A 20735-nucleotide genomic window follows, 5' to 3' on the forward strand; every position below is an offset into this window, starting at 1 on the left:
AAACGTGGCAGACGGCACGCGTGTTCCGCCCTCCAGGATGGCGTCAGAAATTCTCCGTGCCCAGGGCGCCGTACATCAGTGCCGCCACGAGGTCCTGCGGCTCGAGTTCCTTGGTGCCGCCGGGCGCCGTCACGGGCACCGCGTCGCCCCCGCTGAATTCCACGCGCAGCGGCAGGCTCCGTCCGGTGCCGGTGAACTGGTCGAGGTCGAGTGTGAGCGTCGTCAGCTGACCGCGCCGGATGTCGAGATCGGCTGTGACGTCGCGGTCCGGCACCCGGCGGGGATCGATCTCGGCGCCCAGCGGCTTCAGCGCCGCGACGAGGTCGTCGGCGGCCTCGTCACCCGGAAGTGTGAGCCGGACGCGCTCTGCTCCGTCGTGCTCGCCCCGGTCGGAGAACTCGGCGTGTTCGCGCAGCAGTTCCTGCACTCCCGTCACGAACTCCCGCTGGGACTGTCCGTCGAGCGCGGAACCGATGGTCACCGCGTCACGGATCTCGCGGGTGCGCCTGGCCTGTTCTCTCTTCCGCTCGGCCCTGGCGGCCTCGGCCTTCTCCGCGTCCTCACCGCGCTTCCTGTCCTCGGCGCGCTTCTCGTCGTCGGCGTCCTGTGCGCGCGCCGCGAGCATCTCCGCGGTACGCGCGAAGTCGTCGAACGCCTCCGGGTCCACCCGCACCCATTCGCCGTCGAGCGCGTCCTTGGCCGCACCGAGCGTGGACGGCAGGTCGTCCGTGAGGCCGACGATCTCCGACGCCGTCCGGCGGGCGTGCTTCGAACCCTCCGCCTGGCGCACGAGCGAGCGCAGGCTCACCCGCAGATAGAGCTTGTCCTGCACGGACTTGACGGCGGCGATGTCCTTGCCGCCGAAGTTGAGCGCGGCCGCCACGTTCGCCGCGTCCGACTCCGGCATCTCCTTCAGGGGCATCTCCTCGTCCCCCGACCCGGCCGCCACGGTCAGTTCCGCGCGTGCGAGCCGGAGGGCGTCCCGGTACGGCACCGGCTTGCCGCGTGCCTGCGTGAGGAAGCCGTGGGCGCGCCGCGGCGAGCCGTCGACGGAGACGGTGACGGTGGACGCGGACTGTTCGCCGAGTTTCACCACGGCGTTCCGGACCTTCATGCCGGTCGTCAGACGTTCCGCCGCGCTGCACGCGACTGCCGAGCCGGCCAGCAGCGCGGCACACGAGGCAGCGGCGGTGAGCCGCAGCCGGGGACGTCGGGACGGACGGGAGAACTGCATACCGGAAGCCAACCGCATCACGTGCCTCCGACGCCAGTCGGAGGACCGGGCCCGCGCCGGGCCGGTCCCTCCGCCGCGAGCCGCTTCAGGCCCCGCGTCCGGGTCCGGCCAACTCCCCTTCCCAGCGCCGGTAGAGCTTGTGCGGGACGCCTGCCGCGTCCAGCGCGCGTCCCGCGACGAAGTCGACGAGTTGCTGCACGGTGCTGCCGCCCGCGTAGAAGGCGGGCGACGCGGGGAGCACGACCGCGCCCGCCTCGTCCAGCGAGACGAGGTGCCGCAGCGTCTGCCCGTTCAGCGGTGTCTCCCGCACGCCCACGACGAGGGGCCGGCGTTCCTTGAGGGTGACCGACGCGGCGCGCTGCAGCAGGTCCTTGGACAGGCCGAGCGCGACGCCGGCGACGCAGGCGGTGCTGGCCGGCACGATCAGCATCCCGCGTGCCGGGTACGAGCCCGAGGAGGGTCCGGCTGCAAGATCACCTGCGGGCCAGTGCCGTACGGCGGAGACGTCCGGGTCGAAGGCGTCCGGCCTGCCGTCCGCGCCGCGGGCGAGCCAGCGGTGCAGGTCTTCGTCGGCATGGCCGTCGCGGAAGGCGTGGCCGGTCTCGTCGAGGATGGTGAGTCGTGCTGCCCGGCTCACGATGAGGTCCACCTGCTCACCGGCGTGCAGCAGTGCCCGGAGTACGGCGGCGGCGTACGGCGTTCCCGAGGCGCCGGACACCCCGACGACCCACGGGCAGCGATCGGTCGTTGCGGTCACGCCACCGAGCGTACGCGGGGGCGCAGCGGGCCAGACCGGCGGGAAAGGCCGAGGGGAGGCCGGGGCGGGACCGGGGGAAGGCCGGAGAACAGCGGTGAGGGCCAGGCAGTGCGCGGCGGGCACGGCGCTCCGGTGAACGGACCCGCAGCGGTACGGCGAGGGCCTGCGGAAGCGCTTGAGCAGAGGTGTCTGAGGGCGAGCGAGCCCCATGCCTTAGATTCGTTACCGGAGATTTCAAAGAACCACGCTTCCCTGCCGGGGAGGAGCCTTCCCCTGCTTCGGGCGGGGTGGCCCCACTCCGCCGGCGGCGAGGACAGTCCAGGCATTCGGCGACGGAAGGCACCAGGACACATGGACGCGGTGGACAGGCAGCTCATTCAGGCACTGCGTGAGAACGGCAGGGCCTCATACGCCGAGCTGGGCCGGCTCGTCGGCCTCTCCGGCCCCAGCGTCACCGATCGCATCAACCGTCTCGAGACCGCCGGTGTGATCACCGGCTACCGCGCCACCGTCGACGCCCGCTCGCTCGGTCTGGGCGTCACCGCCCTCATCGGTATCCAGCTCAGCGACGCGACGGACCACGAGGACGTGGCGGGGCGGCTGCGGGACCTGACCGAGGTCGAGGACTGCTGGTTCATCGCCGGAGACGACTCGTACATGCTCAAGGTCCGCGCCTCGGACGTGGACGCCCTGGAGACCCTCATCCAGCGGCTGTCCGGCACGAAGGGCGTCTCCCGGACGCGGACCACCGTCGTGCTGTCGACGAAGTGGGAGAACAGGGTCGGCGAACTCCCTCAGGAGGTGTGAGCGGAGCAGACCGGCCGATCGGTCTGCCGCCGCGGGGAGTAGGCTCCAGAAGGCGCTCGAAGCACACATCCGAGGAGGGCGACGCATGGACGCTGGGCTCAAGCGCGAGCTGGAGGAGAAGGTCCGCGCAGGTGAACGGCTTACGCGCGAGGACGGCCTGGCCCTCTACGAGAGCGACGACCTGGCATGGCTCGGCGGTCTCGCCCACGAGGTGCGAACCCGCAAGAACGGCAACGTCGTTCACTTCAACATCAACCGCCACCTCAACATGACGAACGTCTGCACGGCCTCGTGCGCGTACTGCTCCTTCCAGCGCAAGCCCGGTGAGAAGGACGCGTACACGATGCGCATCGAGGAGGCCGTGCGGCTCGCCAAGGCGATGGAGGGCGAGAACCTCACCGAGCTGCACATCGTCAACGGCCTGCACCCCACGCTGCCTTGGCGTTACTACCCGCGCTCGCTCAGCGCCCTCAAGGAGGCGCTGCCGGAGACCGTGTCGCTGAAGGCGTTCACGGCCACCGAGATCCACCACTTCGAGAAGATCTCCGGGATGGACGCGAGCGAGATCCTCGACATCCTCATCGAGTCGGGCCTGGAGTCGCTGACGGGCGGCGGAGCAGAGATCTTCGACTGGGAGGTCCGCCAGCACATCGTCGACCACGAGACCCACTGGGAGGACTGGTCACGCATCCACCGCCTCGCGCACCAGAAGGGTCTCAAGACCCCGAGCACGATGCTGTACGGCCACATCGAGGAGCGCCGGCACCGCGTCGACCACGTCCTGCGGCTGCGTGAACTGCAGGACGAGACGGGCGGGTTCCAGGTCTTCATCCCGCTGCGCTACCAGCACGACTTCGTCGACATGCAGGACGGCAAGGTCCGCAACAGGCTTCAGGCGCGCACCACGATGGCGTCCGGCGCGGAGGCGCTGAAGACGTTCGCGGTGTCCCGGCTGCTGTTCGACAACGTGCCGCACGTGAAGGTCTTCTGGGTGATGCACGGCGTCCAGACCGCCCAACTCGCCCTCCAGCACGGGGCGGACGACATGGACGGCTCCGTCGTCGAGTACAAGATCACGCACGACGCCGACAACTACGGGACGCCCGACAAGCTCACCCGTGAGGACCTGCTCGAACTCATCCGGGACGCCGGGTTCCAGCCTGTGGAGCGCAACACCCGGTACGAGGTTCTGCGCGAGTACCCCGGGCCGGACCCCGAGCGTCGCGAATCGCCGCAGCCGATGCGCATCTGAGCACGAGCGCCTGGGCGTCCGACGCCGGCTCCGGGGCAACCCGGGGCCGGCGTCGGGTTCGCCGAGGAGCGGGACGCGTTGACCGAACAGGACGTGCACCGGTGTCGTGAGCGGGTGGTCGCGACCTGTCCATCACTCTGCCGTGCTGCGCGCCGACGACCGGGAGACCGCCCGGGAGGGCCTGGTCTCCGGCCTCCCGGCGGCCGCCGACGCGCTGCGCACGTCCTGAACGGGGTGTTCCGCTCCCGCGCCGTACGGGTCAGCGCCGTACGGCCTGGCCGGTCAACTGCCCCTCCGTGATGCGGTGCTGCTCGATCGTACGAGCGCGGGCGGCGTGCGGGACGGTCGCCAGCCGGGGTGCGGCCAGCCGCCGCTGAACGCCCTGCACGACCCGCTCGGCGGTGAACGTGGCGCCGTAGACGAAGCGCATCGAGGGGCCGTACGCCGGTGCCGTGAGCAGTCCGGCGAAGAACAGGCCCGGGTGCGAGGACTCGAACCGCCCGTTCAGCTCGGGAGCGTCGCTGCTGCCCACCCGGTGCAGGATGGCGCGTACGGAGTCGTCCAGCATCGACAGCCGGGAGAGCCGGGGGGCGAAGCCGGTCGCCGCCACGACGTGGTCCGTCTCGACCGTGCGCACGATGCCGTCGGTGGACTCCAGACGCAGACGCACCTGGTCGCGCACCAGCTCGGCGGCGGTCAGACGGCTGCTGAGCAGGACCGGCACCGCGAACTCGAACCGGTCACGCAGCCACCACGCACCGGCCGGCCCCAGCGCCGTGCGGGCGATGTGCACGCGCAGCCCCGCCGGCAGCTTGCGCACCGCCCAGGGGATCTCCGACCACGCCCAGCTCGGCCAGCCGGTCCCCAGCCCGCAGTGCGGGTCGCGGATCGCCTTGAACACGGAGCGCTCCAGCGGCTGCGGCGGCGTGTTCCAGTTGATGCGGTCGGCGCGGGCGACCACTCGTACGTGAGCGCCCTCCTCGGCGAGCAGCGCCGCGGACTCCAGCGCCGCCTGCCCGGCGCCGATCACCGTGACGTCCTTGCCCTTGAAGCGGGACAGATCGCGGTGGTGGCTGCTGTGCGAGACGAACTCGGAGGGCAGCTTGCGCAGCGGCCCCGGCTTGTGCACGAACGGCATGACACCGACGGCGAGCGCGACTGTGCGCGAGACGAGCACTTCGCCTTCGGCGGTCTCGACGCGGAACCCACGCGCGCAGGGAACGACCGAGGTGACTGTCTGCTCGTCCGCGGGCGGAGCCGCCCGCTTGCCGAACCACTGCCCGTACTCGGTGAACGTACCGATGGGCAGGGGCCGTCCGTGTTCGACGGTGATTCCGCGTGCGGCGCAGTAGGCGGCCAGTGTGTGAGTACCGGCGGGGTCGGAGAGGTTGGAGGACCACGGCTCGGACTTGAGGAACATGCCCTGTGGCATGTGGTCGCGCCACGAGGCCATGGGCCTGCCGAGGACGCGCAGGTTGAGTCCGGCGGCGGCGGCGTGCGAGGCGATGGAGAGGCCGTAGGGCCCGGCGCCCACCACTACGAGGTCGTACATGCGTTTCCTTCTCTCTGATCATTCACTGATCGCTCATCACGAGGGGTGCGGAAATGCGGTGCCGGAGGCAGTGCCGCTGCCGCACAGGCCGGCAGTCCCGGGAGCCTCTTCCTGACGCTCCGCCAGACCTTCGACATGCAGTGGACGAACCACGCCGCTGCCATGGCGAAGAACGGACGGGGGTCGTCGAAGGAGAACCAGGCGCCCTCCACCCGGCCGCGCCGTCCCCGCACCCTGTGCTCCCGCGCGCCCCCGCGGCCGTGCTCACAGCCGTGCTCACGGCCGTGCTCACGACTGTGCTCACAGCCAGGGGGGCGGGCGGGAGCACGACAAGAGCCCCGGTCCCTGTCACCGGTACGCAGCCCGAGGGAGGCGGTGGTGACCAGCGCGGACAGCAGGGCGTAGTTCTCTGCGACGAAGACCCGGCCCGGTCCGCCGCGTTGTGCGGGCACGGCACGTCCGGTGAGGTGCAGATGCTGCGCGCGTACGACGTCCAGCCCGGTGTCGTCGGTGAACAGCCGGAACTGAGCACCTGGGCGCGGATTGAAGTCCAGCAAGTGGTAGGTGCCGGTGACCGGGTCGAGTCTGAAGTCGAGATCGAGGATGCCGCGGTAGTCGACCTCCGCGGCCAGCCGCGCCGCCGCCTCCTCCACCTCGCGGTTGGCGAGCCAGGTGCCGACGGCCGTCATGCCTGTCCGTGGTGGCCAGGACATCTCCTTGCGGCCCGCGCCTCCTGTGAGGAACCGCCCCCGTTCGGCTGCGTAGCCGTGGAAGAACCAGTCCGTGCCGTGCCCTCCCGGAATGCGGCGCTGCAGCAGCAGTTGACTGCCCGCTTGAGCGCTGCGCCCGAAGAGCTCGAAGGCGTCCTCGGGAGTCCGTACGAGGGTGGTGCTGCGCATGCCCTCGGGAAGCAGCCACGGACGGCTCCACTTCGCCACCGCCGGCAGTCCGAGCGCGACGGCCTGGCCGGCCGCCTCGCCGGCGCTGCGCGGCGCCACCGTCGTGGGGTGCGCGATGCCCGTCTCCCGGCAGAGCAGCGAGAGTTCCGCCTTGTCGGCGACGCGTGCGGGCAGACCGGGCGAGATCCCCGGCAGCAGGTAACGGCCCGTCAGCCGGGGTGAGAGTGCGGCGACGGCCAGTGCGCTGCGGTCGTCCAGCGCGATGAGCACGGCAGGCCGGCCGATGGATTCGGAGATGCGGAAGAGCGCCGATTCCAGTTCCGCCTCCGACGTGCCTCCTGGCGGCAGGGCGTGCACCCGGTGCAGGAAACGGCAGCGGCCCAGCGGCCCTTGTGCGGACTCCAGCGCGACATGGACCTTGATCCCCGTACGGCCGAGCGATCTGACAGCACCCAGAGTTCCGTGGTGGAACTGATTGGGATCGAGCCGGAGCAAAAGGACGGGGACTTCCGTGTCGAACGTCGGCATGGGTATGTCCTTGCGTCATGAATGGGGCGAACAGGGAGAAAATCTCTCCATTGGGATATCAGATCGCACTACGCCGTTCCGGAGGGTGAGGTCTGAAAAGCGTGTTTCGCGACGTGCGAACGTCGCCGACAGATCGGAGGAGCGATGGGGAGCCCCAAACGCCGCCGAGTCAAAGGGGTTTGTGGCGTCGTCTTCGGTGCCGGGCTCCTTGCCTCCTGTAGCGTCATTCCGGTGGGATTGCCTGAATTTGAACCGCAGACGTTCATTCGTGGTGCCGCACAGCCCGTCGACGGCACCGCACCGGACGCGCGGAGGCCCGCACCGGCGCCGTCGTCGAATCCGGCCCCGGCTCCCTCCCCGGACCCGGCGCCGATGGTGGGCGCGTTTCTCCGGTCCGACGAGCGCGGCGTACGTGCCATCGAGGGCATGCAACGCTGGCTGGGCGGTACGGACCTGCGCGTCGGGCACACCTATCTGCCCGGTGACCTGTGGTCCAACATCGAGGGGCAGCCCCGCTTCCTCGCTCCGTGGGCGAAGTGGCGAAGCGCCGAGCGGGACCGCATGTTCGTGCTCAACGTGCCGATGCTCGAGCGGAACGAAGAGGGGCTTCCCGACGACGAAGTGCGCGATCTGCTCCGCGCGGGAGCGTCCGGGCGCTTCGACTCCCACTTCCGGACGCTCGCCGAGCGCCTGGTGCGCATGGACCTCCAGGACACCGTGGTCGTGCTCGGCTGGGAGATGAACGGCACGACCTACAGCCACCGTTGCGGTCCCGATCCACAGGCGTGGAAGCGGTACTGGCAGCGCGTCGTGGAGGCGATGCGCTCGGTCCACGGCCAGAAGTTCAAGTTCGACTTCACACCCAGCCGCGGCCGGGACGCCGTCCCGTGGCCCGAGTGCTACCCGGGTGACGACTTCGTCGACATCATCGGGATGGACACCTACGACCAGCCGGCCGGAGAACCGTTCGAGACGCACGTGCACGAGGCGTACGGACTTCAGGCCCAGGTCGACTTCGCGGCCGAACACGGCAAGGCCGTCTCCTATCCGGAGTGGGGTCTCTTCCGCAACGGCGACAACCCCGAGTACGTGAGCCGGATGATCGACTGGTTCGAACGGCACCAGCCGCTCTACCAGACGATCACCGACTATTGCCCGCACGGCGTGTGGCAGTGCTCGCACAACCCGGACTCGGCCGAGGCGTACCGCGGTGCCTTCTTCGGCCGTCCCGGCGGCGACGGGCAGGCACCCGGCCCGACCCCCACCCCGGCGCCGGAGCGGCCCGTGGAACCCGTGCCCTCGGACCGTCCGTCGCGGAAGCCGTGGGTCGACAAGTGCATCAGCGGTACCGACATCTGCATCCGGATCGACAACAAGCTGCCCGACTGGATGGACTGACCCGCTGAATCCCCCCAAGACGGCGGGGCCCTCACCCCGCCGTCTTCTCGTTCTCCCTCTCGGCCTGCCGGTTGCCGGTGCGTGTCCGCCACATCCACCCGCCGCCCGCGGCCTGCTGCCGGACCAGCTCCGCGGCGAAAGCACGTCCCAAGATCTGCGCCGTGTGCACCCCCAGGGCGGGTGCCATCTCACGACGGGCCAGTACGAACCGCTGGTTCGGCACGGGGACCGGCTGCCAGCGCAGCTTGTGGGCCTCCGTGCCGCGCAGCAGGTTCAGCGTCCTGCGGCCGCTGCTGTCGGCGTACGACGCGTCGTGCCGCAGCAGCATCGTCGTGATGTCGAGTCGCGCGGCGCGCAGGCGCGGGTGGGCGCCGTAGAGGTAGCCGCAGACCATGTCGGCGGAGGTCAGGCTGATGTCTGAGGCGACGGTCTCCTCACCGAGCCGGTACTCGGTCAGCACCGCGTCGCCGCTCGCCGCCAGTCTCCGTACTGCGCGCTGGAGATGGGCACGGAAGCGGGGCCGCAGATGCTCGGGCGTCACCCCCCGGCCCTCCCACTGCAGTTCGTGCAGACGCAGCATGGTCCGTACTGCGGCGGCCGCCTCCGGGGGAGGGACCGTGTGCTCCTGGACGCCCATCTTGTCGATCTTGCGCAGCTTCTGGCGGGTGCGCTTGGCGCTGGGCGCGGGGAGCCGTTCCAGCAGGGTCTGCATGGAGACGCCCGGCAGCTCCAGGCACACGGAGTCGCGAAGCTTCTGCCGCGTCCCGGGCCATGCGTCGTAGAGCCGCTCGACTGCCGCGCCGGGACGCACTTCGCGGAAGTCGATCACCGCACCACGGGCCACCCGGTGAAGCGCTCTGGCCAGGACGGGGGCGGCCTCGGGGCAGCTGTCGTCGAGCAGGACGTCGCAGAAGTCGGTGATGTCACCGCCGAGAGCGACCAGTGTGGGCAGCGGGGTGTAGGTCAGCATCATCGGTGCCGCACCGACGAGTTCACCGCCCCTGCTGACCAGCACGACGCGCAGCCGCCCGGGTCTGCCGTAGGAGAGCCACCAGGAGTACAGCCAGGCGTGACTCTGGAACGCGGTGGCGGGCTTGCTGCGGCTGCGCAAGTCCTCCCACCGCATGGCCAGTTCGCCGAAGAGGTCCGGATCGCGGAGGAGCGTCGCAGTCGTCGCAGCGCTCGCGGTCCTGCCGGTCCTCGTGGCAGCGGTCCTCCCGGACGTGCGGACAGCGGTGGTCATCGCACCGGCTCCGCCCGCTTGTCGCTGCTGCGGCCGCTGCTCGCGGATGCGGACGCGGTCGCGCTGCTCTGGGAGGCACGGCCCTCGTCGGCGCCGCCCGCAGCACCGGCGTCCGGAACGGCGGCGTCCGCCGGGCCGTCCGGCATGGGACGACGCCCCCGCTGCGGACGGACGAGCAGGACGAGGCCGCCGAGCAGCCCACCCGCACAGCCGCCCACCGCCACGGCGACGGATGAGGACGGAGAGACGGGCGCCGCCGGGGCCACGGCATCGGAGAGGACGGTCAGTCTCGCCCCGGTCCGCTTGACGCTCGCCTTGGCCGTACTCGCGAGGGCTTCGGCGACCGCGTCGGCATTCTCGGCGGCCTGCTTCGGCCGGGCGGAGGTGGCGGTGATCTGCACCATCGGCGCGTCCGGCGAAGTGGTGGCCTGAACGGTGTCGTTCAGGGTGCCCCGGCGCAGATCCGCCTTGTCCTCGGCTTCGGCGAGCACGACCGGATCGGTGGCGACCTTGCCGTACGCCTGTGCGTATCCGAGGGCCGAGGCGGCGTCCGACCGTCCGGCCGGAGACACGACCACGTAGCTGATGGCCGCGTACTGCGGCGGAGTCGTCGAGGAGTAGACCGCGCCACCGGCGGCCCCGAGCACGAGGCACAGGGGCAGCGGCCACCACCTCGGAACGCGGCGCAGGGACATGGCGAGGCGGCCGGGCCGGCGGGGGCGCTTCTCGCGGGGCGGCCCTGCGGGTTCAGGGGCCTTGCGCGTCCTCTCCGCGCCGCGTGGTTTCGCGGCCTTGCGCGTTTTCCTGGTCCTGCGGGGGTTCTCCTTCTGCCCGGCCTTCCCGGTCCCGTCGGCCTTCCCGGCACCGTCTGCCCCGGCCCCGTCTGCCCCGGTCTCGTCTGCCCCGGTCCCGTCGGTCTGCCCGGCCCGTTCCGCATCCCGCGGAGCCGGGGGAGCGGTGGACGGGTCCGCGGAGTCCGCGGCGGTCGCGATCTTCTTCGTGCGGACGTTCTTCGCAGGGGTGGACGCACCTCCGTCGGCCTTCTCCGGAGTCCCTTCCGCCGGAACTCCCTCGCCGGAGCCGTCGCCTTCGGAGCCCGGCCTCTCCGCAACTGGCCCTTCCGCAGCCGGCCCCTTCGCATCCGTGCTCGCCCCCGCCTCGGGCTTCGCCGGGAGGTCGGTCTCCTCCGTCCCGGTGGCGGCAGTGTCGTTCCCCGTGCCGCCGGTGGTGGTCTTCGCCGGGTCGTCGGCGTTGGTGGCGGCAGCGCCCGCAGCCGGTCTGGCGGTGCCGCCGGTCGCGCCGCGACGCGAGGAACGGTTCGTGCGGTTCGAACGGGAGACCGGGCCGGAAGGTGACTTCGCGCCCTGTGCGGCTTTGGACATTGCAGTGCTCACCTCGTTGTCAGGGGAAGGGTCGACGGCGTCGGGGCGGAGGCCGGTGCCACCGCGGGCGTTGCCGGGGCGGGCAGTTGCGGGGTGGTTCCTGTCGCGGAGTGATAGAGGGCCATCAGCCGTTCTGCGCTGCGCGCGATGTCGTAGCGCTCCACGACCGGCGGTACGGGCAGCCGTCCGGCCCCTGCCTTCTGGTACTCCCGCAGCAGCGCGGAGAGTTGGGGCACGCCCGTGCCGATGCGGCGGGCACCGGGCGCCTCTTCCGGCGCCAGGTCGTCGACGGCGGGACAGGTGACGTACAGCGCAGGAAGGCCCGCGGCGAGCGCCTCCAGCACGGCCAGCCCGAACGACTCCTCGGACGACGGCGACACGAAGACGTCCATCGCCGCCAGCACCCCGGGGATCTCCCACTCGCCCCCGCCGCCGGACGCGGCGACCGTGCCGTCGCACTCGCCGAGCAGGTGGACACGGTCCACGGCGCCGAGCACCGAGGCGATGGCGTGCAGGCTGTCGCGTTCCGGGCCGTCACCGGCCAGCACCAGCCGGGCGTCCGGCAGAACGGACACGGCCCGCAGGAGCGTCTCGAAGTGCTTGCCGGGGACGAGCCTGCCCACCCCGCCCACCACGAAGGCACCCTCGGGGATGCCGAGCCGTGCACGGGTGGCCGCGCGCAGCGCCGGGTCGAAGCGGAAGCGGCTCGCGTCGATGCCGTTGGGCACGGTGTGCACCCGGGACGCGGGGACGCCCCAGCACCGCAGCCGGCGGGCCACGGTGTCGGAGACTGCGACTGTGGAGCTGCCGAGCCGTTCGGCTGCCAGGTAGAGCGCTCTGACGCCCAAGTTGAGGGGCCGTCCCTCGATCGCCTTCTCGCCGAGGGAGTGTTCGGTGGCGATCACGGCGCGGACGCCCGCCAGCCGTGCCGCGAGACGTCCGTACAGGCAGGCGCGGTAGAGGTGGGTGTGGACGAGGTCGTAGCCGCCGTCGCGGATCAGCTGCACCAGGAGTGGAAGGACCGTCACGTCGCAGTTCCCGCCCATACCCAGATGGGTGACGCGGTGGCCGTCGGCGAGGATGCCCTCCGCGACGGCGCCGGGAGCGGTGAGGGTGAACACGTCGCAGCGTGCCGGAAGGTGACGCAGCAGCAGTCGCAGCTGCTGTTCGGCGCCGCCCACACCCAGACCCGTGATGATGTGTGCGACCTTCACCGCTTGCTGCCGTTCTCGTCGTCGGCGCGCTCGGCCGTCCGGGCGGGCTCACCGGCTCCCGCCGGGCCCGGGTTCGCGTCTGCCGCCTCGTCAGCCGGCCTCACAGGCACGGGGGTTGTGGTCCCGGAGACGGAAAGCGGCTTGCGGCGCAGCGGGTGCAGAGCCCTCTTGAGGAAGAGCCGCACCGAGTTGTCGGAGGCGTCGATGTGCACCCGGGGCAGGGCGTGTACGCCGGTGAGCGGCCCGGGATCGATCGCACAGGCGTAGCCGTAGCCCGCGGTGCGTACGGCGTCGACCGCCCTGGCGTCGACGGTGCCGTACGGGTAGCAGAACCCCGCCGGTGCGGTGCCCGTGATGTCGGCGATCAGGGTGCGGCTGTGCCTGGTCTCGCGTTCGAGTGTCGCGTCGTCGGCCGTGGTCAGGTCGGTGTGCAGCAGGCCGTGCGAGCCGATCTCCATGCCCTCGGCTTCTGCTGTCCGGATGCCGTCGGCGCTCAACAGCGGTTTGCGCGGGCCCTGTTCGTCCCAGGCGTTGTCGCCGTCGAGCCGTCCCGGCAGGACGAAGACGGTCGCGGTGCAGCCGTGCCGTCGCAGCAGGGGCAGTGCGGTGTCGACGAAGTCCGCGTAGCCGTCGTCGAAGGTCAGCCCTACGAGACCGGCACCGCGGCCCGAGGCGCGGGCCCGCATGAGCTCCCCGACGCTCACGCCCGTCAGGCCGCGGCTGCTCAGCCACCGCAGCTGCCGGTCCAGCCGGTAGGGCGAGACGGTGATCCGGTACGGATCGTCGGTGCAGGCGGAGACCGAGTGGTACATCAGCACCCATGGCGGCCGGCGGCGCTGCACGATCATCGGCGCGGCCGAGGAAGCCGTCACCGGCGGCCGGGCAGCGGCCGGCACGGGAACGCGGCGCTGCGGCTCGGGCAGGGGATCGGACACCGCGGGCAGGCGGGTGCGGAGTTCACTGGACATGGGCGAGCCTTCGTTTGACGGTGGCGAACAGCTGCGGCACTTCCGGCGCCCGTACGAAATGAGCCACGGACGCGAAGACGACGAGCACGGCAACACCGCCGGCCAGGGCCGCGGCCAGCGGGTCGGGGACGAGCCGGGCAGCGCCCCAGCCCGCGAGGGCGGCGGCAGCGCACGCCGCCGCGAGCCGGGCGATCCCGGCCGCCACGCTGCGTACGTCGACGGCGACCACGCGGGCGCCCAGCCCCCGCAGCAGCAGCAACGCCGCGAAGGTGATCCCGACGGCGTTGGCGGCGGCGATGCCGTGCACGCCCCAGTAGCGCACCGCGATCGCCCCCGCGATCACGGTGACGGAGAGCCCGGCACCCATGGCAGCGGCCGGATACCACGTCGGCCGGGCGCCGGAGAAGAAGGGGCGCACCAGGGCGCCCACCATGCTGTGACCGAGCAGGCCACAGCTGTAGACCCGCATCACCGCGGCGGTGTCGGCGGTGTCGCGGGCGTCGAACGCCCCCCTCTGGAAGAGGAGTTGGATGATCTGCGGTGCGCAGGCCGTGACGTACGCGGTGCCCAGCAGCACGACGATCCCGACCAGCGCCAGGTCCCGTTCCACACGGCGGCGTGCCCGCTCCCTGTCCCCGTCGGCCATGGCGCGGGCGACGACGGGGAAGGTGACGGTGCACACCATGAGGGAGAGCACCATCGGCATCTGCGCCACCTTCTGCGCGTAGTTGAGGTGCGAGATGGCCCCGGCGGGCAGCGGTGCGGCCAGGAAGCGTTCGAAGAGCACCTGGCCCTGACGCGTCAGGGCGAAGCAGATCACCGGGGCGAGCACCCCGAAGCCCAGCAGTGCGACGCGCTGCTTGACGCGCCCCTCGACGCGTCGTTGTGCGCCCTCGCGGAGGCCGCTTTGCGGGGTGGCGCCGTCCGTCCCCGTGGGCGGGCCGGCGCCCGGCGTGCTTGCCGCGGAGGCGCTCACGGCGGGATTACGGGTGGCGGGCGCGGTGAGGGGCGGCGTGAGGGACGTACGGGACCTGCGGCGGGCCGCGCGTCCGGGCAACCGTGCGATGAAGGACGGGAGTTGGACGAGCACCATCAGCAGTCCGCCGACGGCGACGCCGAGTGCCGCCGCCTGTACGCCCAACGCGGCGTGCCCCGCGAACATCACAGCGATGATCGCGGCGTTGTAGGCGACGTAGATCGCAGCGGGAGCGACGAAGTGCCGGTGGGCGCGGAGCGCGGCGCTGCAGTAGCCGGCGAGTCCGAACGTCACGACGGTCAGCGACGTCAGACGCATGCAGTCGACCGCCGTGCTCGCGTCCGGCAGCCCCGGCGCCAGCACCCGCACCAGCAGCGGAGAGGTCCACGCCAGGGCGGCGGCCGCCGCGGCCAGCCCCAGTGACAGCCGGGGCAGCGTCGCCGTCACCACGGCCCACACCGGGTCGGGCCCGCCGGGCGGGTCCCCGTCCTCCGTACGGCCGCTCGCCGCGCGCTGCGACAGGGCGAGGCTGAACGCGGGGACCAGGACGAGCGCCATCGCGTCCTCGATGAGGAGAGTCGACGCCAGTTCCGGCACGGTCCACGCGATGAGGAAGGCGTCGGTGTCGGCGTCGGCGCCGAAGAGGTTCGCGATGGCCTGGTCGCGGAGCAGGCCGAAGAACGCCCCGGCCGCGGTGAACGCCGCGGTGATGGCGGCCGCCCGTGCCAGGAAGCGGCCGAGCCGAGGAGGTTCGCCGGCTCCCGGTCCGCTGCCCCTCGGTCCGGCGCCCCCCTGTCCGCCTTTCTTGCCGGACAGAGGTGCGTCGTCGGCCGTACGGGAGGCGTGCGTGTCCGTCATGGGGAGGACGCCTCGTCGTCGGCTCCGGGGGGAAGCGCCAGCGCCCACCACGCGACCGCTCCGAGAACGACCGCCGTCAGTACGGTCGAGGGGCCGCCGATGTCGGCGTAGAGGAAGTCGACGGCCTGCCAGACCAGCAGTCCGGCGGCGACGAGTCCGCAGTCGACGGTGCCCGGCGCGCCGGCCGTGCGCGGACGCCCGACGCCGGGGAAGTCCCCGGGGGCGGGGGCGGGGGCGGCCGGACGGGCCACCCGGCGCGCCCCGTGCAGACGCCGCAGGCAGCACAGGCCGAGCGTGGCGCCGCCTCCGACGAACGCCACGCAGCCGACGAGGCCCTGCTCGCTCAGCACCAGCAGATACATGTTGTGCGGGGAGAGCAGCGGCTCCCGCTGGAACTGCATCCCCGCCCCGGCCGTGTCGCTCCCGGAGGACAGGCCGAGGGAGGCGTGTCCGTCGCGGTGGGCGGGGAAGTTCTTCGGGCCGACGCCCGTGGCGGGATCGGCCCGCCAGATGCTCACCGCCGCCGCCCAGAGGCTGTAGCGGTCGGTGACGGACCGGTCCGGCGCGGAGTTCACCTCGAAGATGCTGCCGAGGCGCTCTTCGAACATCGCGGAGCCGACCCCCGCGCCCCCGACCACCACCATCGCCGCGGCGGCCAGCGAGACGAGGACCAGCAGTGCTCGGCGTACCCCCGCGAGCAGCAGCACGACTGTGCACGCCACTGCCGTGGCGATCCACGCACCGCGGCTGTAGGAGAGGACGAGGGGGGCCACGAGCGCGGCCGCACAGCACAGCGCGCCCGTACGCAGCCGGCGCGGCGTCCCCCCGGGCGGGGCGACGCCCAAGGCGAAAGCCGCGACCAGGCCGTAGGAGACGACCGTGGACATCCCCATCACGTCGAGCGCGCCGAAGGTGCCCACAGCGCGGATGTCCTGGCCCATGTACGAGGCGCCGGTCCCGGTCAGGTTCTGTACGACGCCGACGGCTCCCTGCACCAGCGCGAGCAGCACCAGCGCGCCGCACACGACCCGGAAGTCCCGGGCGTCGCGCATGAGCAGCAACAGGGCCGCGGGGACGACCACGAAGATCTGCACGTAGCGGACGAAGCCGGTCAGGCTCCCGGAAGGATCGGCGGACGCGGCGGTGGTGACGGCGAAGGCCACAGCGGGTGCCCCGAGCACCAGCGCCGCCTTCGGCGTCAACCGCCCGCCGCGTCCGCGCAGCAGCCTCACCAGGCACCACACCACCAGCACCAGGGAGGCCGCGTCTGCGACGGTGATCTTGCCCGAGGCCGTGACGTCGCCGGTCTGCACCGGCGCGCACAGCACGAGCACAGTGGCCACCGCGGGGAGCATCGGAGCCCAGCGCGTCCAGAACTCGCCCCGCATCCAGGGCTTCCGGCCGTCCCTGTCGCTCCAGTGGTTCCGACGGCTCCCGTCACTCTGTCCGGGCCTGTCCTGCCGGACGTCCCCGGGCCCGGGGGCCGCTCCGTCTGCGTGGTGCGGCTGCCCGGCGGTCCGCCGCCACTCGTCCCCATGCGGCGGACGCCGGCTCTCCGGCAGCAGGACAGTCACCACGCTCACCGTCCTTCGAGGCGGAAGAACGAGGTCACGGTGCGGCACATGATCTGGACGTCCTGCCACAGCGACCACGTCTCGATGTAGTGGTTGTCGAAGCGGGCGCGGTCCTCGATCGAGGTGTTGCCGCGCAGCCCGTGCACCTGAGCGAGGCCGGTGATGCCGACCGGTGAACGGTGCCGCTCCGCGTAGCCGGGGAGTTCGTCGCTGAACTGCTGGACGAAATAGGGGCGTTCGGGACGGGGGCCGACGAGGCTCATGTCGCCGCGCAGTACGTTCCACAGCTGTGGAAGCTCGTCCAGCGAGGTGCGGCGCAGCAGCCTGCCCACCGCGCTCATCCGCTCGTCGCCCGCGACGCTCCACAGGGTCGCCGCCTCCTTCTCGTCGGCGGGCCGGAGCGTGCGGAACTTCAGGAGCGTGAACGGGCCACCGCCCAGTCCGACCCGCTCCTGACGGAAGATCACACCGGGCCCGTCGGAGAGCCGTACGGCCAGCGCACAGGCCGCCAGCACGGGCGCCGCGAGGACCAGCGCGGGCGTGACCAGCACGAGGTCCAGCAGCCGCTTGCGCCAGCTCCAGCCCGGACGCGGGCACTCCAGGGACAGCCGGCGGCACGAGAAACCCCACACGTGCGCCGGCCCCGCACCGTGAGTGCCGTGTGCCCCCACCGCGCAGCCGGGCCGCACCATCCATCCGGCGACGCCCCGCTCGCTGAGCAGTCCCGCCAGCAGCGCGTTCTGCGGCTGCTCCCAGGGGGAGCGCAGAAAGACCGCGTCCTTGACGGTGTTCTGGATGACCGCCCTGGTCACGTCCTCCAGCGTGACGACCACCGGCAGCGGCGCATCACCGGCCGACGTGCCGTCCCCGCCCGTGCCTGTACGGGGCGCCGAGAGATCGACGAAGCCCACCGGCCGCAACCCGTAACGCGGCTGCTGCGCGAAGACCCCGGCGACCGTACGCGCCAGCTCGCCGCTGCCCACGACGAGCGCGGGACGCGGACGCCGGCGGGCCCTGACGTGCCGCAAGCCGTGCACCAGGGCGCGCGCGGCCGTCGCGAGTGCGGATCCGGCGGCGATGGCGGCGAGGAGCACCATCCAGTGCAGCGCGGCGGGACGGTCGAACGCCGCGAGCAGAGCCGCCCCCACGCACCAGGCGATCGCTGTGCGTGCGGTGAGAGCGGGCAGTTCGTCCAGCGCGTACGTCTGGAGTCCCGGCTGGTAGAGACCCTTGCGGGCGTTGAGCGCGAGGACTCCGCAGACGACCGCGCCCAGCAGGACCGGATCCGCGGTGCCGCCCCCCAGGGCGAGGACGACGGCCGTCGACGTCAGCGCATCGGCGGCGACGAGTGCGGCGGCACCGCGGTGCCGGCGGCGCAGCAGGTTCCGCCGGCGCCGCAGACCGCCGACGGGTGGGGGAGGGGCCATCTTCGGCGACGTGTGGGACGGAGCGAGTGCGATGCCGCTGTCGGCTCCGCCGTCCGTTCCGCCGCCGTCTGCTCCCGGTCCGGCCTGTGTGCTGTCCGTGCCGACGACCGTCCTGGTCGCCACACCGGTGACGTGCGCTCGCTCTTCGGTGCTGTCCGTCGTCATCAGGCCTGCTGCTCACTGTCCGCAGGGGCCGGTGCGCCGAGCACCTCGCGGTACAGGTCCAGTACGGCGGCTGCCGTCTGCCGTACGTCGAACTCCGCCCGTACGTGCTTGCGCGCCGCCTCACCGAGGTGGGCCCGCAGCTCGTCGTCGCGCAGTAGCCGTGTCACGGACGCGGCCAGCGCCTCGGGGTCGTCCGGAGGCACGAGGCACAGGTCCTCCTGCCCGGGCGGCAGGCACTCGCGAGCGCCGCCCACATCGGTGACGACCACGGGCCGTCCGCAGGCCATCGCCTCCAGCGGTGTCAACGCCATGCCCTCCCAGCGGGACGGCAGCACGGTCAGATCTGCCGCGGCGTACCACCGGCTGACCACGTCGCTCGCCCCGGCGAACAGCACCTGTTCCGGCGCTCCGTCCTCCAGCGCCGCGCGGTCCGGACCGTCGCCGACGAGTACGAGCCACGCCCCGGGCACGTGTTCGGTGACGCGGGACCATGCCCTGAGCAGAGAGCGCTGGCCCTTCTGGGGGCACAGCCGGCCCACGCACACCACGAGGGGTGCGTCCGGGGGCACCGCCCGCAGCTGCGGAAGGGCAGCCCGGCATGCGGCACGCGCGTCGTCGTCGTCCTCCTCTCCGCCCGCGGAGGAGGCAGCGGAACCCACCGGCTCGCCCGTGCCGGAGGCCCCGGCGAGAGCGGTGAACCTGCCGAGGTCCACACCGTTGGGCACGACGGCCCAGCGCCCGTCGATCCGTGCCTGCTCTCCCGTACGCCGTTCCGCCTCACTCACGCACAGCAGCCGGTCCGTCCAGCGGGCCGCCGAGCGCTCCCAGGCGCAGGCGAGCAGCGCGGTGCCGCCGTGGACGGCTTCGAAGGACCAGGCGTGCGGCTGGTAGACCGTCGGGACACGTCCGCGCAGAGCCAGCCTCGCGGCCAGTCCCGCCTTCGCGCTGTGCGCGTGGACGATGTGCGGACGTACCCGCCGCACCAGCTGATGGGCCCGTACCGTCTCCGCGGCAACCTGCGGGCCCAGTTCCCGGACCGCCGCCCAGTGCTCCACGTCCGCGCCCGCCGCCATGGCCCGTCCGGCGAGACTGCCGCCCGCCGGACAGCCCACGACGACGCGCACCCCGTCCCGTACCTGGGCCCCGACCAGATCGGTCACGACCCTCGCCACCCCGCCTTCGACTGGCTGAGCCAGGTGAAGAACCGTGAGACGGTTCTTTCTCTCTTTGCGCTGGGAAAGCACCCGAACGTCTCCTCAACGTCACTAGCGAAAATTTCTCCGGCGGGGTGGGGGAATTCAGCGGCGGGTGCCGAACTGGGCGAACACGGCGCCGAGCAGGTAGTCGTCCTCGGGCGACGCGAAGCGGAAAAGGAGACTGCTGGCGCCTGCGCGCAGTGCCTCTCCCGCGTCGAAGACGTCGGAGTCGTATCCGAGCGTGTTCCGGTGCGCGGGGACTCTGCCCGCCGCTGCACTTCCGCGGTCGGTGATCGTCGAATTGAACGTGTCGCCCGCCGGGTTCGCCGAATTCGAAAGCGGGGTGCCCGCGCGCCTGTTCGCGGCGAGAGTGAAGGACTCGCCGCCGGAGCCGCGGTCGCCGTCATAACCCACGACGCCCACGGACCCCTTGGCGTTCGCCGGGATGTTCGTGCGGCGCGTCGCGAGGGGAAGTCCTCCGGGGTGGTTCTCCGTCGCCGCGAATCCGTCCCAGATGGTCAGGTCCCGCAGCGGCGACTTGCTGTTCTCGTAGGCCACGACGAGCGTCCAGCCGCCCCACGCACCGGCCTTGGAGTGGCCCATCGCCACATTCAGCTGAGCGACGGTGTACGCACCCGGGCCGTGGTTCCTGACCAGGGACGTGACGTTCGCGGACGCCTGGTACGCGTCGGCGCCGTCGTGGCGGCGGTGTTTCCGCACGGTGTCGGCCTTGACCGCGCGGTAGCTCCCCCCGGGCTCGGTGACCAGCACGCGGCCGTTGTCCTTGGCGGGCTTGACCTCTCCGACGCGGAGATTGCCGCCCCAGTACAGGCGTGCGTAGGAGACCTTGGAGTTCTTCGGCAGACGCAGTGCCGCACGCGTGGAGTTGTACGTGTTCTTGTCGCGGTCGATGTCGGAGTAGAACATCTTGTAGCCGTCGTTACGCTCGGCCCCGCCCTGCTGCGCCGAATCGCACGGCGCTGAATCCCCGACGGCGCTGCGGCAGGTGATCGAGGAGTTCGCCGCGCGGGCGATACCGCCGTGTTTCACGGCGTGGTAGCGCTCTTTCAGCGCATTTCCGGAAGGTGCCTCCGCGGATGCTCCCCGCCCGGATGCCTCTTTCTGCGCCGCCGTGTGCGTCGCAGAACTCGCAGGCGCGGTGAGCGACACCGTCGCCGCCGCGCACAGGGCCGCGCACCACAGACCGTGAGCGGTTGTTCTTTTCTTGTCCACCATGGATGACTCCGCCTCCCGTCACGAAACAGAGCGACCTTGACAAAGGCGCGCATCGATTCCCGAGCGGCT

16 protein-coding genes are annotated in these 20735 nt (G+C 71.8%); 3 read left to right on the forward strand and 13 right to left on the reverse strand.

The window, feature by feature from the left end:
* Positions 1-43: 43 nt before the first annotated feature.
* Both ACFPA8_RS20920 and ACFPA8_RS20925 read right to left on the reverse strand, forming a co-directional pair.
* A complete protein-coding gene (locus ACFPA8_RS20920; RefSeq protein WP_386450776.1) occupies positions 44-1234 on the reverse strand; it encodes a hypothetical protein in 1191 nt (396 codons plus the stop codon).
* A gap of 85 nt (positions 1235-1319) precedes the next feature.
* Entirely contained in the window at positions 1320-1991 is a 672-nt protein-coding gene (locus ACFPA8_RS20925; RefSeq protein WP_386450778.1) for a UbiX family flavin prenyltransferase, read from the reverse strand.
* Positions 1992-2342: 351 nt separating this feature from the next.
* On the opposite strand from ACFPA8_RS20925, the gene ACFPA8_RS20930 reads away from it, so the two are divergent.
* Both ACFPA8_RS20930 and mqnE read left to right on the forward strand, forming a co-directional pair.
* Positions 2343-2798, forward strand: coding sequence for an Lrp/AsnC family transcriptional regulator (locus tag ACFPA8_RS20930; RefSeq protein WP_386450780.1), 456 nt, complete (start codon positions 2343-2345; stop codon positions 2796-2798).
* Between the two features lie 85 nt (positions 2799-2883).
* Positions 2884-4050, forward strand: coding sequence for an aminofutalosine synthase MqnE (gene mqnE, locus ACFPA8_RS20935; protein ID WP_386450782.1), 1167 nt, complete (start codon positions 2884-2886; stop codon positions 4048-4050).
* Positions 4051-4309: 259 nt separating this feature from the next.
* Here mqnE and ACFPA8_RS20940 read toward each other — a convergent pair whose 3' ends face one another.
* Together ACFPA8_RS20940 and ACFPA8_RS20945 are read right to left on the reverse strand one after the other, a co-directional pair.
* On the reverse strand, positions 4310-5602 hold the full coding sequence (locus tag ACFPA8_RS20940) for an NAD(P)-binding domain-containing protein (RefSeq protein ID WP_386450784.1): 1293 nt from the start codon (positions 5600-5602) through the stop codon (positions 4310-4312).
* On the reverse strand, positions 5587-7029 hold the full coding sequence (locus tag ACFPA8_RS20945; RefSeq protein ID WP_386450785.1) for a carboxylate--amine ligase: 1443 nt from the start codon (positions 7027-7029) through the stop codon (positions 5587-5589). The genes ACFPA8_RS20940 and ACFPA8_RS20945 overlap by 16 nt, the downstream gene beginning before the upstream one ends.
* Before the next feature lie 144 nt (positions 7030-7173).
* On the opposite strand from ACFPA8_RS20945, the gene ACFPA8_RS20950 reads away from it, so the two are divergent.
* Complete coding sequence (locus ACFPA8_RS20950; protein ID WP_386450787.1) at positions 7174-8427, forward strand: glycoside hydrolase family 26 protein; 1254 nt, start codon at positions 7174-7176, stop codon at positions 8425-8427.
* 31 nt (positions 8428-8458) lie between these two features.
* Here the strand turns inward: ACFPA8_RS20950 and ACFPA8_RS20955 are convergent, their stop codons facing one another.
* The 9 genes from ACFPA8_RS20955 to ACFPA8_RS20995 all read right to left on the reverse strand — a co-directional run bounded on the left by ACFPA8_RS20955 (position 8459) and on the right by ACFPA8_RS20995 (position 20666).
* Positions 8459-9670, reverse strand: coding sequence for a GNAT family N-acetyltransferase (locus ACFPA8_RS20955; RefSeq protein WP_386450788.1), 1212 nt, complete (start codon positions 9668-9670; stop codon positions 8459-8461).
* A complete protein-coding gene (locus ACFPA8_RS20960; RefSeq protein ID WP_386450790.1) occupies positions 9667-11052 on the reverse strand; it encodes a YveK family protein in 1386 nt (461 codons plus the stop codon). Before ACFPA8_RS20960 ends, ACFPA8_RS20955 begins: the two co-directional genes overlap by 4 nt.
* 8 nt (positions 11053-11060) lie before the next feature.
* On the reverse strand, positions 11061-12266 hold the full coding sequence (locus ACFPA8_RS20965) for a glycosyltransferase (RefSeq protein WP_386450792.1): 1206 nt from the start codon (positions 12264-12266) through the stop codon (positions 11061-11063).
* Positions 12263-13114 carry a polysaccharide deacetylase family protein gene (locus ACFPA8_RS20970; RefSeq protein WP_386450923.1) on the reverse strand — a complete coding sequence of 284 codons (852 nt, stop codon included), beginning with the start codon at positions 13112-13114 and terminating at the stop codon, positions 12263-12265. Before ACFPA8_RS20970 ends, ACFPA8_RS20965 begins: the two co-directional genes overlap by 4 nt.
* A gap of 109 nt (positions 13115-13223) precedes the next feature.
* Positions 13224-15068 (reverse strand): lipid II flippase MurJ, encoded by a 1845-nt coding sequence (locus tag ACFPA8_RS20975; protein WP_386450794.1) that lies wholly within the window; start codon positions 15066-15068, stop codon positions 13224-13226.
* Positions 15065-16411: an O-antigen ligase family protein gene (locus tag ACFPA8_RS20980; RefSeq protein ID WP_386450796.1), complete on the reverse strand. Its 1347-nt coding sequence runs from the start codon at positions 16409-16411 to the stop codon at positions 15065-15067. Before ACFPA8_RS20980 ends, ACFPA8_RS20975 begins: the two co-directional genes overlap by 4 nt.
* A gap of 236 nt (positions 16412-16647) precedes the next feature.
* Positions 16648-18234 (reverse strand): sugar transferase, encoded by a 1587-nt coding sequence (locus tag ACFPA8_RS20985; protein WP_386450798.1) that lies wholly within the window; start codon positions 18232-18234, stop codon positions 16648-16650.
* The gene (locus ACFPA8_RS20990) at positions 18234-19478 is read right to left on the reverse strand and encodes a glycosyltransferase (protein WP_386450800.1); all 1245 of its coding nucleotides are present in this window, start codon (positions 19476-19478) and stop codon (positions 18234-18236) included. Before ACFPA8_RS20990 ends, ACFPA8_RS20985 begins: the two co-directional genes overlap by 1 nt.
* A 54-nt stretch (positions 19479-19532) precedes the next feature.
* A complete protein-coding gene (locus ACFPA8_RS20995) occupies positions 19533-20666 on the reverse strand; it encodes a DUF3344 domain-containing protein (protein WP_386450802.1) in 1134 nt (377 codons plus the stop codon).
* Positions 20667-20735: the final 69 nt, after the last annotated feature.

Origin of the sequence: Streptomyces ovatisporus (assembly GCF_042653885.1) — a bacterium.
GTDB lineage: Bacteria > Actinomycetota > Actinomycetes > Streptomycetales > Streptomycetaceae > Streptomyces > Streptomyces ovatisporus.

Coding starts and splice junctions, on each gene's coding strand:
- ACFPA8_RS20985 (WP_386450798.1), bottom strand. CDS start 18,234: ATGACGACGGACAGCACCGAAGAGCGAGCGCACGTCACCGGTGTGGCG.
- ACFPA8_RS20975 (WP_386450794.1), bottom strand. CDS start 15,068: ATGACGGACACGCACGCCTCCCGTACGGCCGACGACGCACCTCTGTCC.
- ACFPA8_RS20995 (WP_386450802.1), bottom strand. CDS start 20,666: ATGGTGGACAAGAAAAGAACAACCGCTCACGGTCTGTGGTGCGCGGCC.
- ACFPA8_RS20960 (WP_386450790.1), bottom strand. CDS start 11,052: ATGTCCAAAGCCGCACAGGGCGCGAAGTCACCTTCCGGCCCGGTCTCC.
- ACFPA8_RS20955 (WP_386450788.1), bottom strand. CDS start 9,670: ATGACCACCGCTGTCCGCACGTCCGGGAGGACCGCTGCCACGAGGACC.
- ACFPA8_RS20970 (WP_386450923.1), bottom strand. CDS start 13,114: ATGATCGTGCAGCGCCGCCGGCCGCCATGGGTGCTGATGTACCACTCG.
- mqnE (WP_386450782.1), top strand. CDS start 2,884: ATGGACGCTGGGCTCAAGCGCGAGCTGGAGGAGAAGGTCCGCGCAGGT.
- ACFPA8_RS20920 (WP_386450776.1), bottom strand. CDS start 1,234: ATGCAGTTCTCCCGTCCGTCCCGACGTCCCCGGCTGCGGCTCACCGCC.
- ACFPA8_RS20950 (WP_386450787.1), top strand. CDS start 7,174: ATGGGGAGCCCCAAACGCCGCCGAGTCAAAGGGGTTTGTGGCGTCGTC.
- ACFPA8_RS20945 (WP_386450785.1), bottom strand. CDS start 7,029: ATGCCGACGTTCGACACGGAAGTCCCCGTCCTTTTGCTCCGGCTCGAT.
- ACFPA8_RS20930 (WP_386450780.1), top strand. CDS start 2,343: ATGGACGCGGTGGACAGGCAGCTCATTCAGGCACTGCGTGAGAACGGC.
- ACFPA8_RS20940 (WP_386450784.1), bottom strand. CDS start 5,602: ATGTACGACCTCGTAGTGGTGGGCGCCGGGCCCTACGGCCTCTCCATC.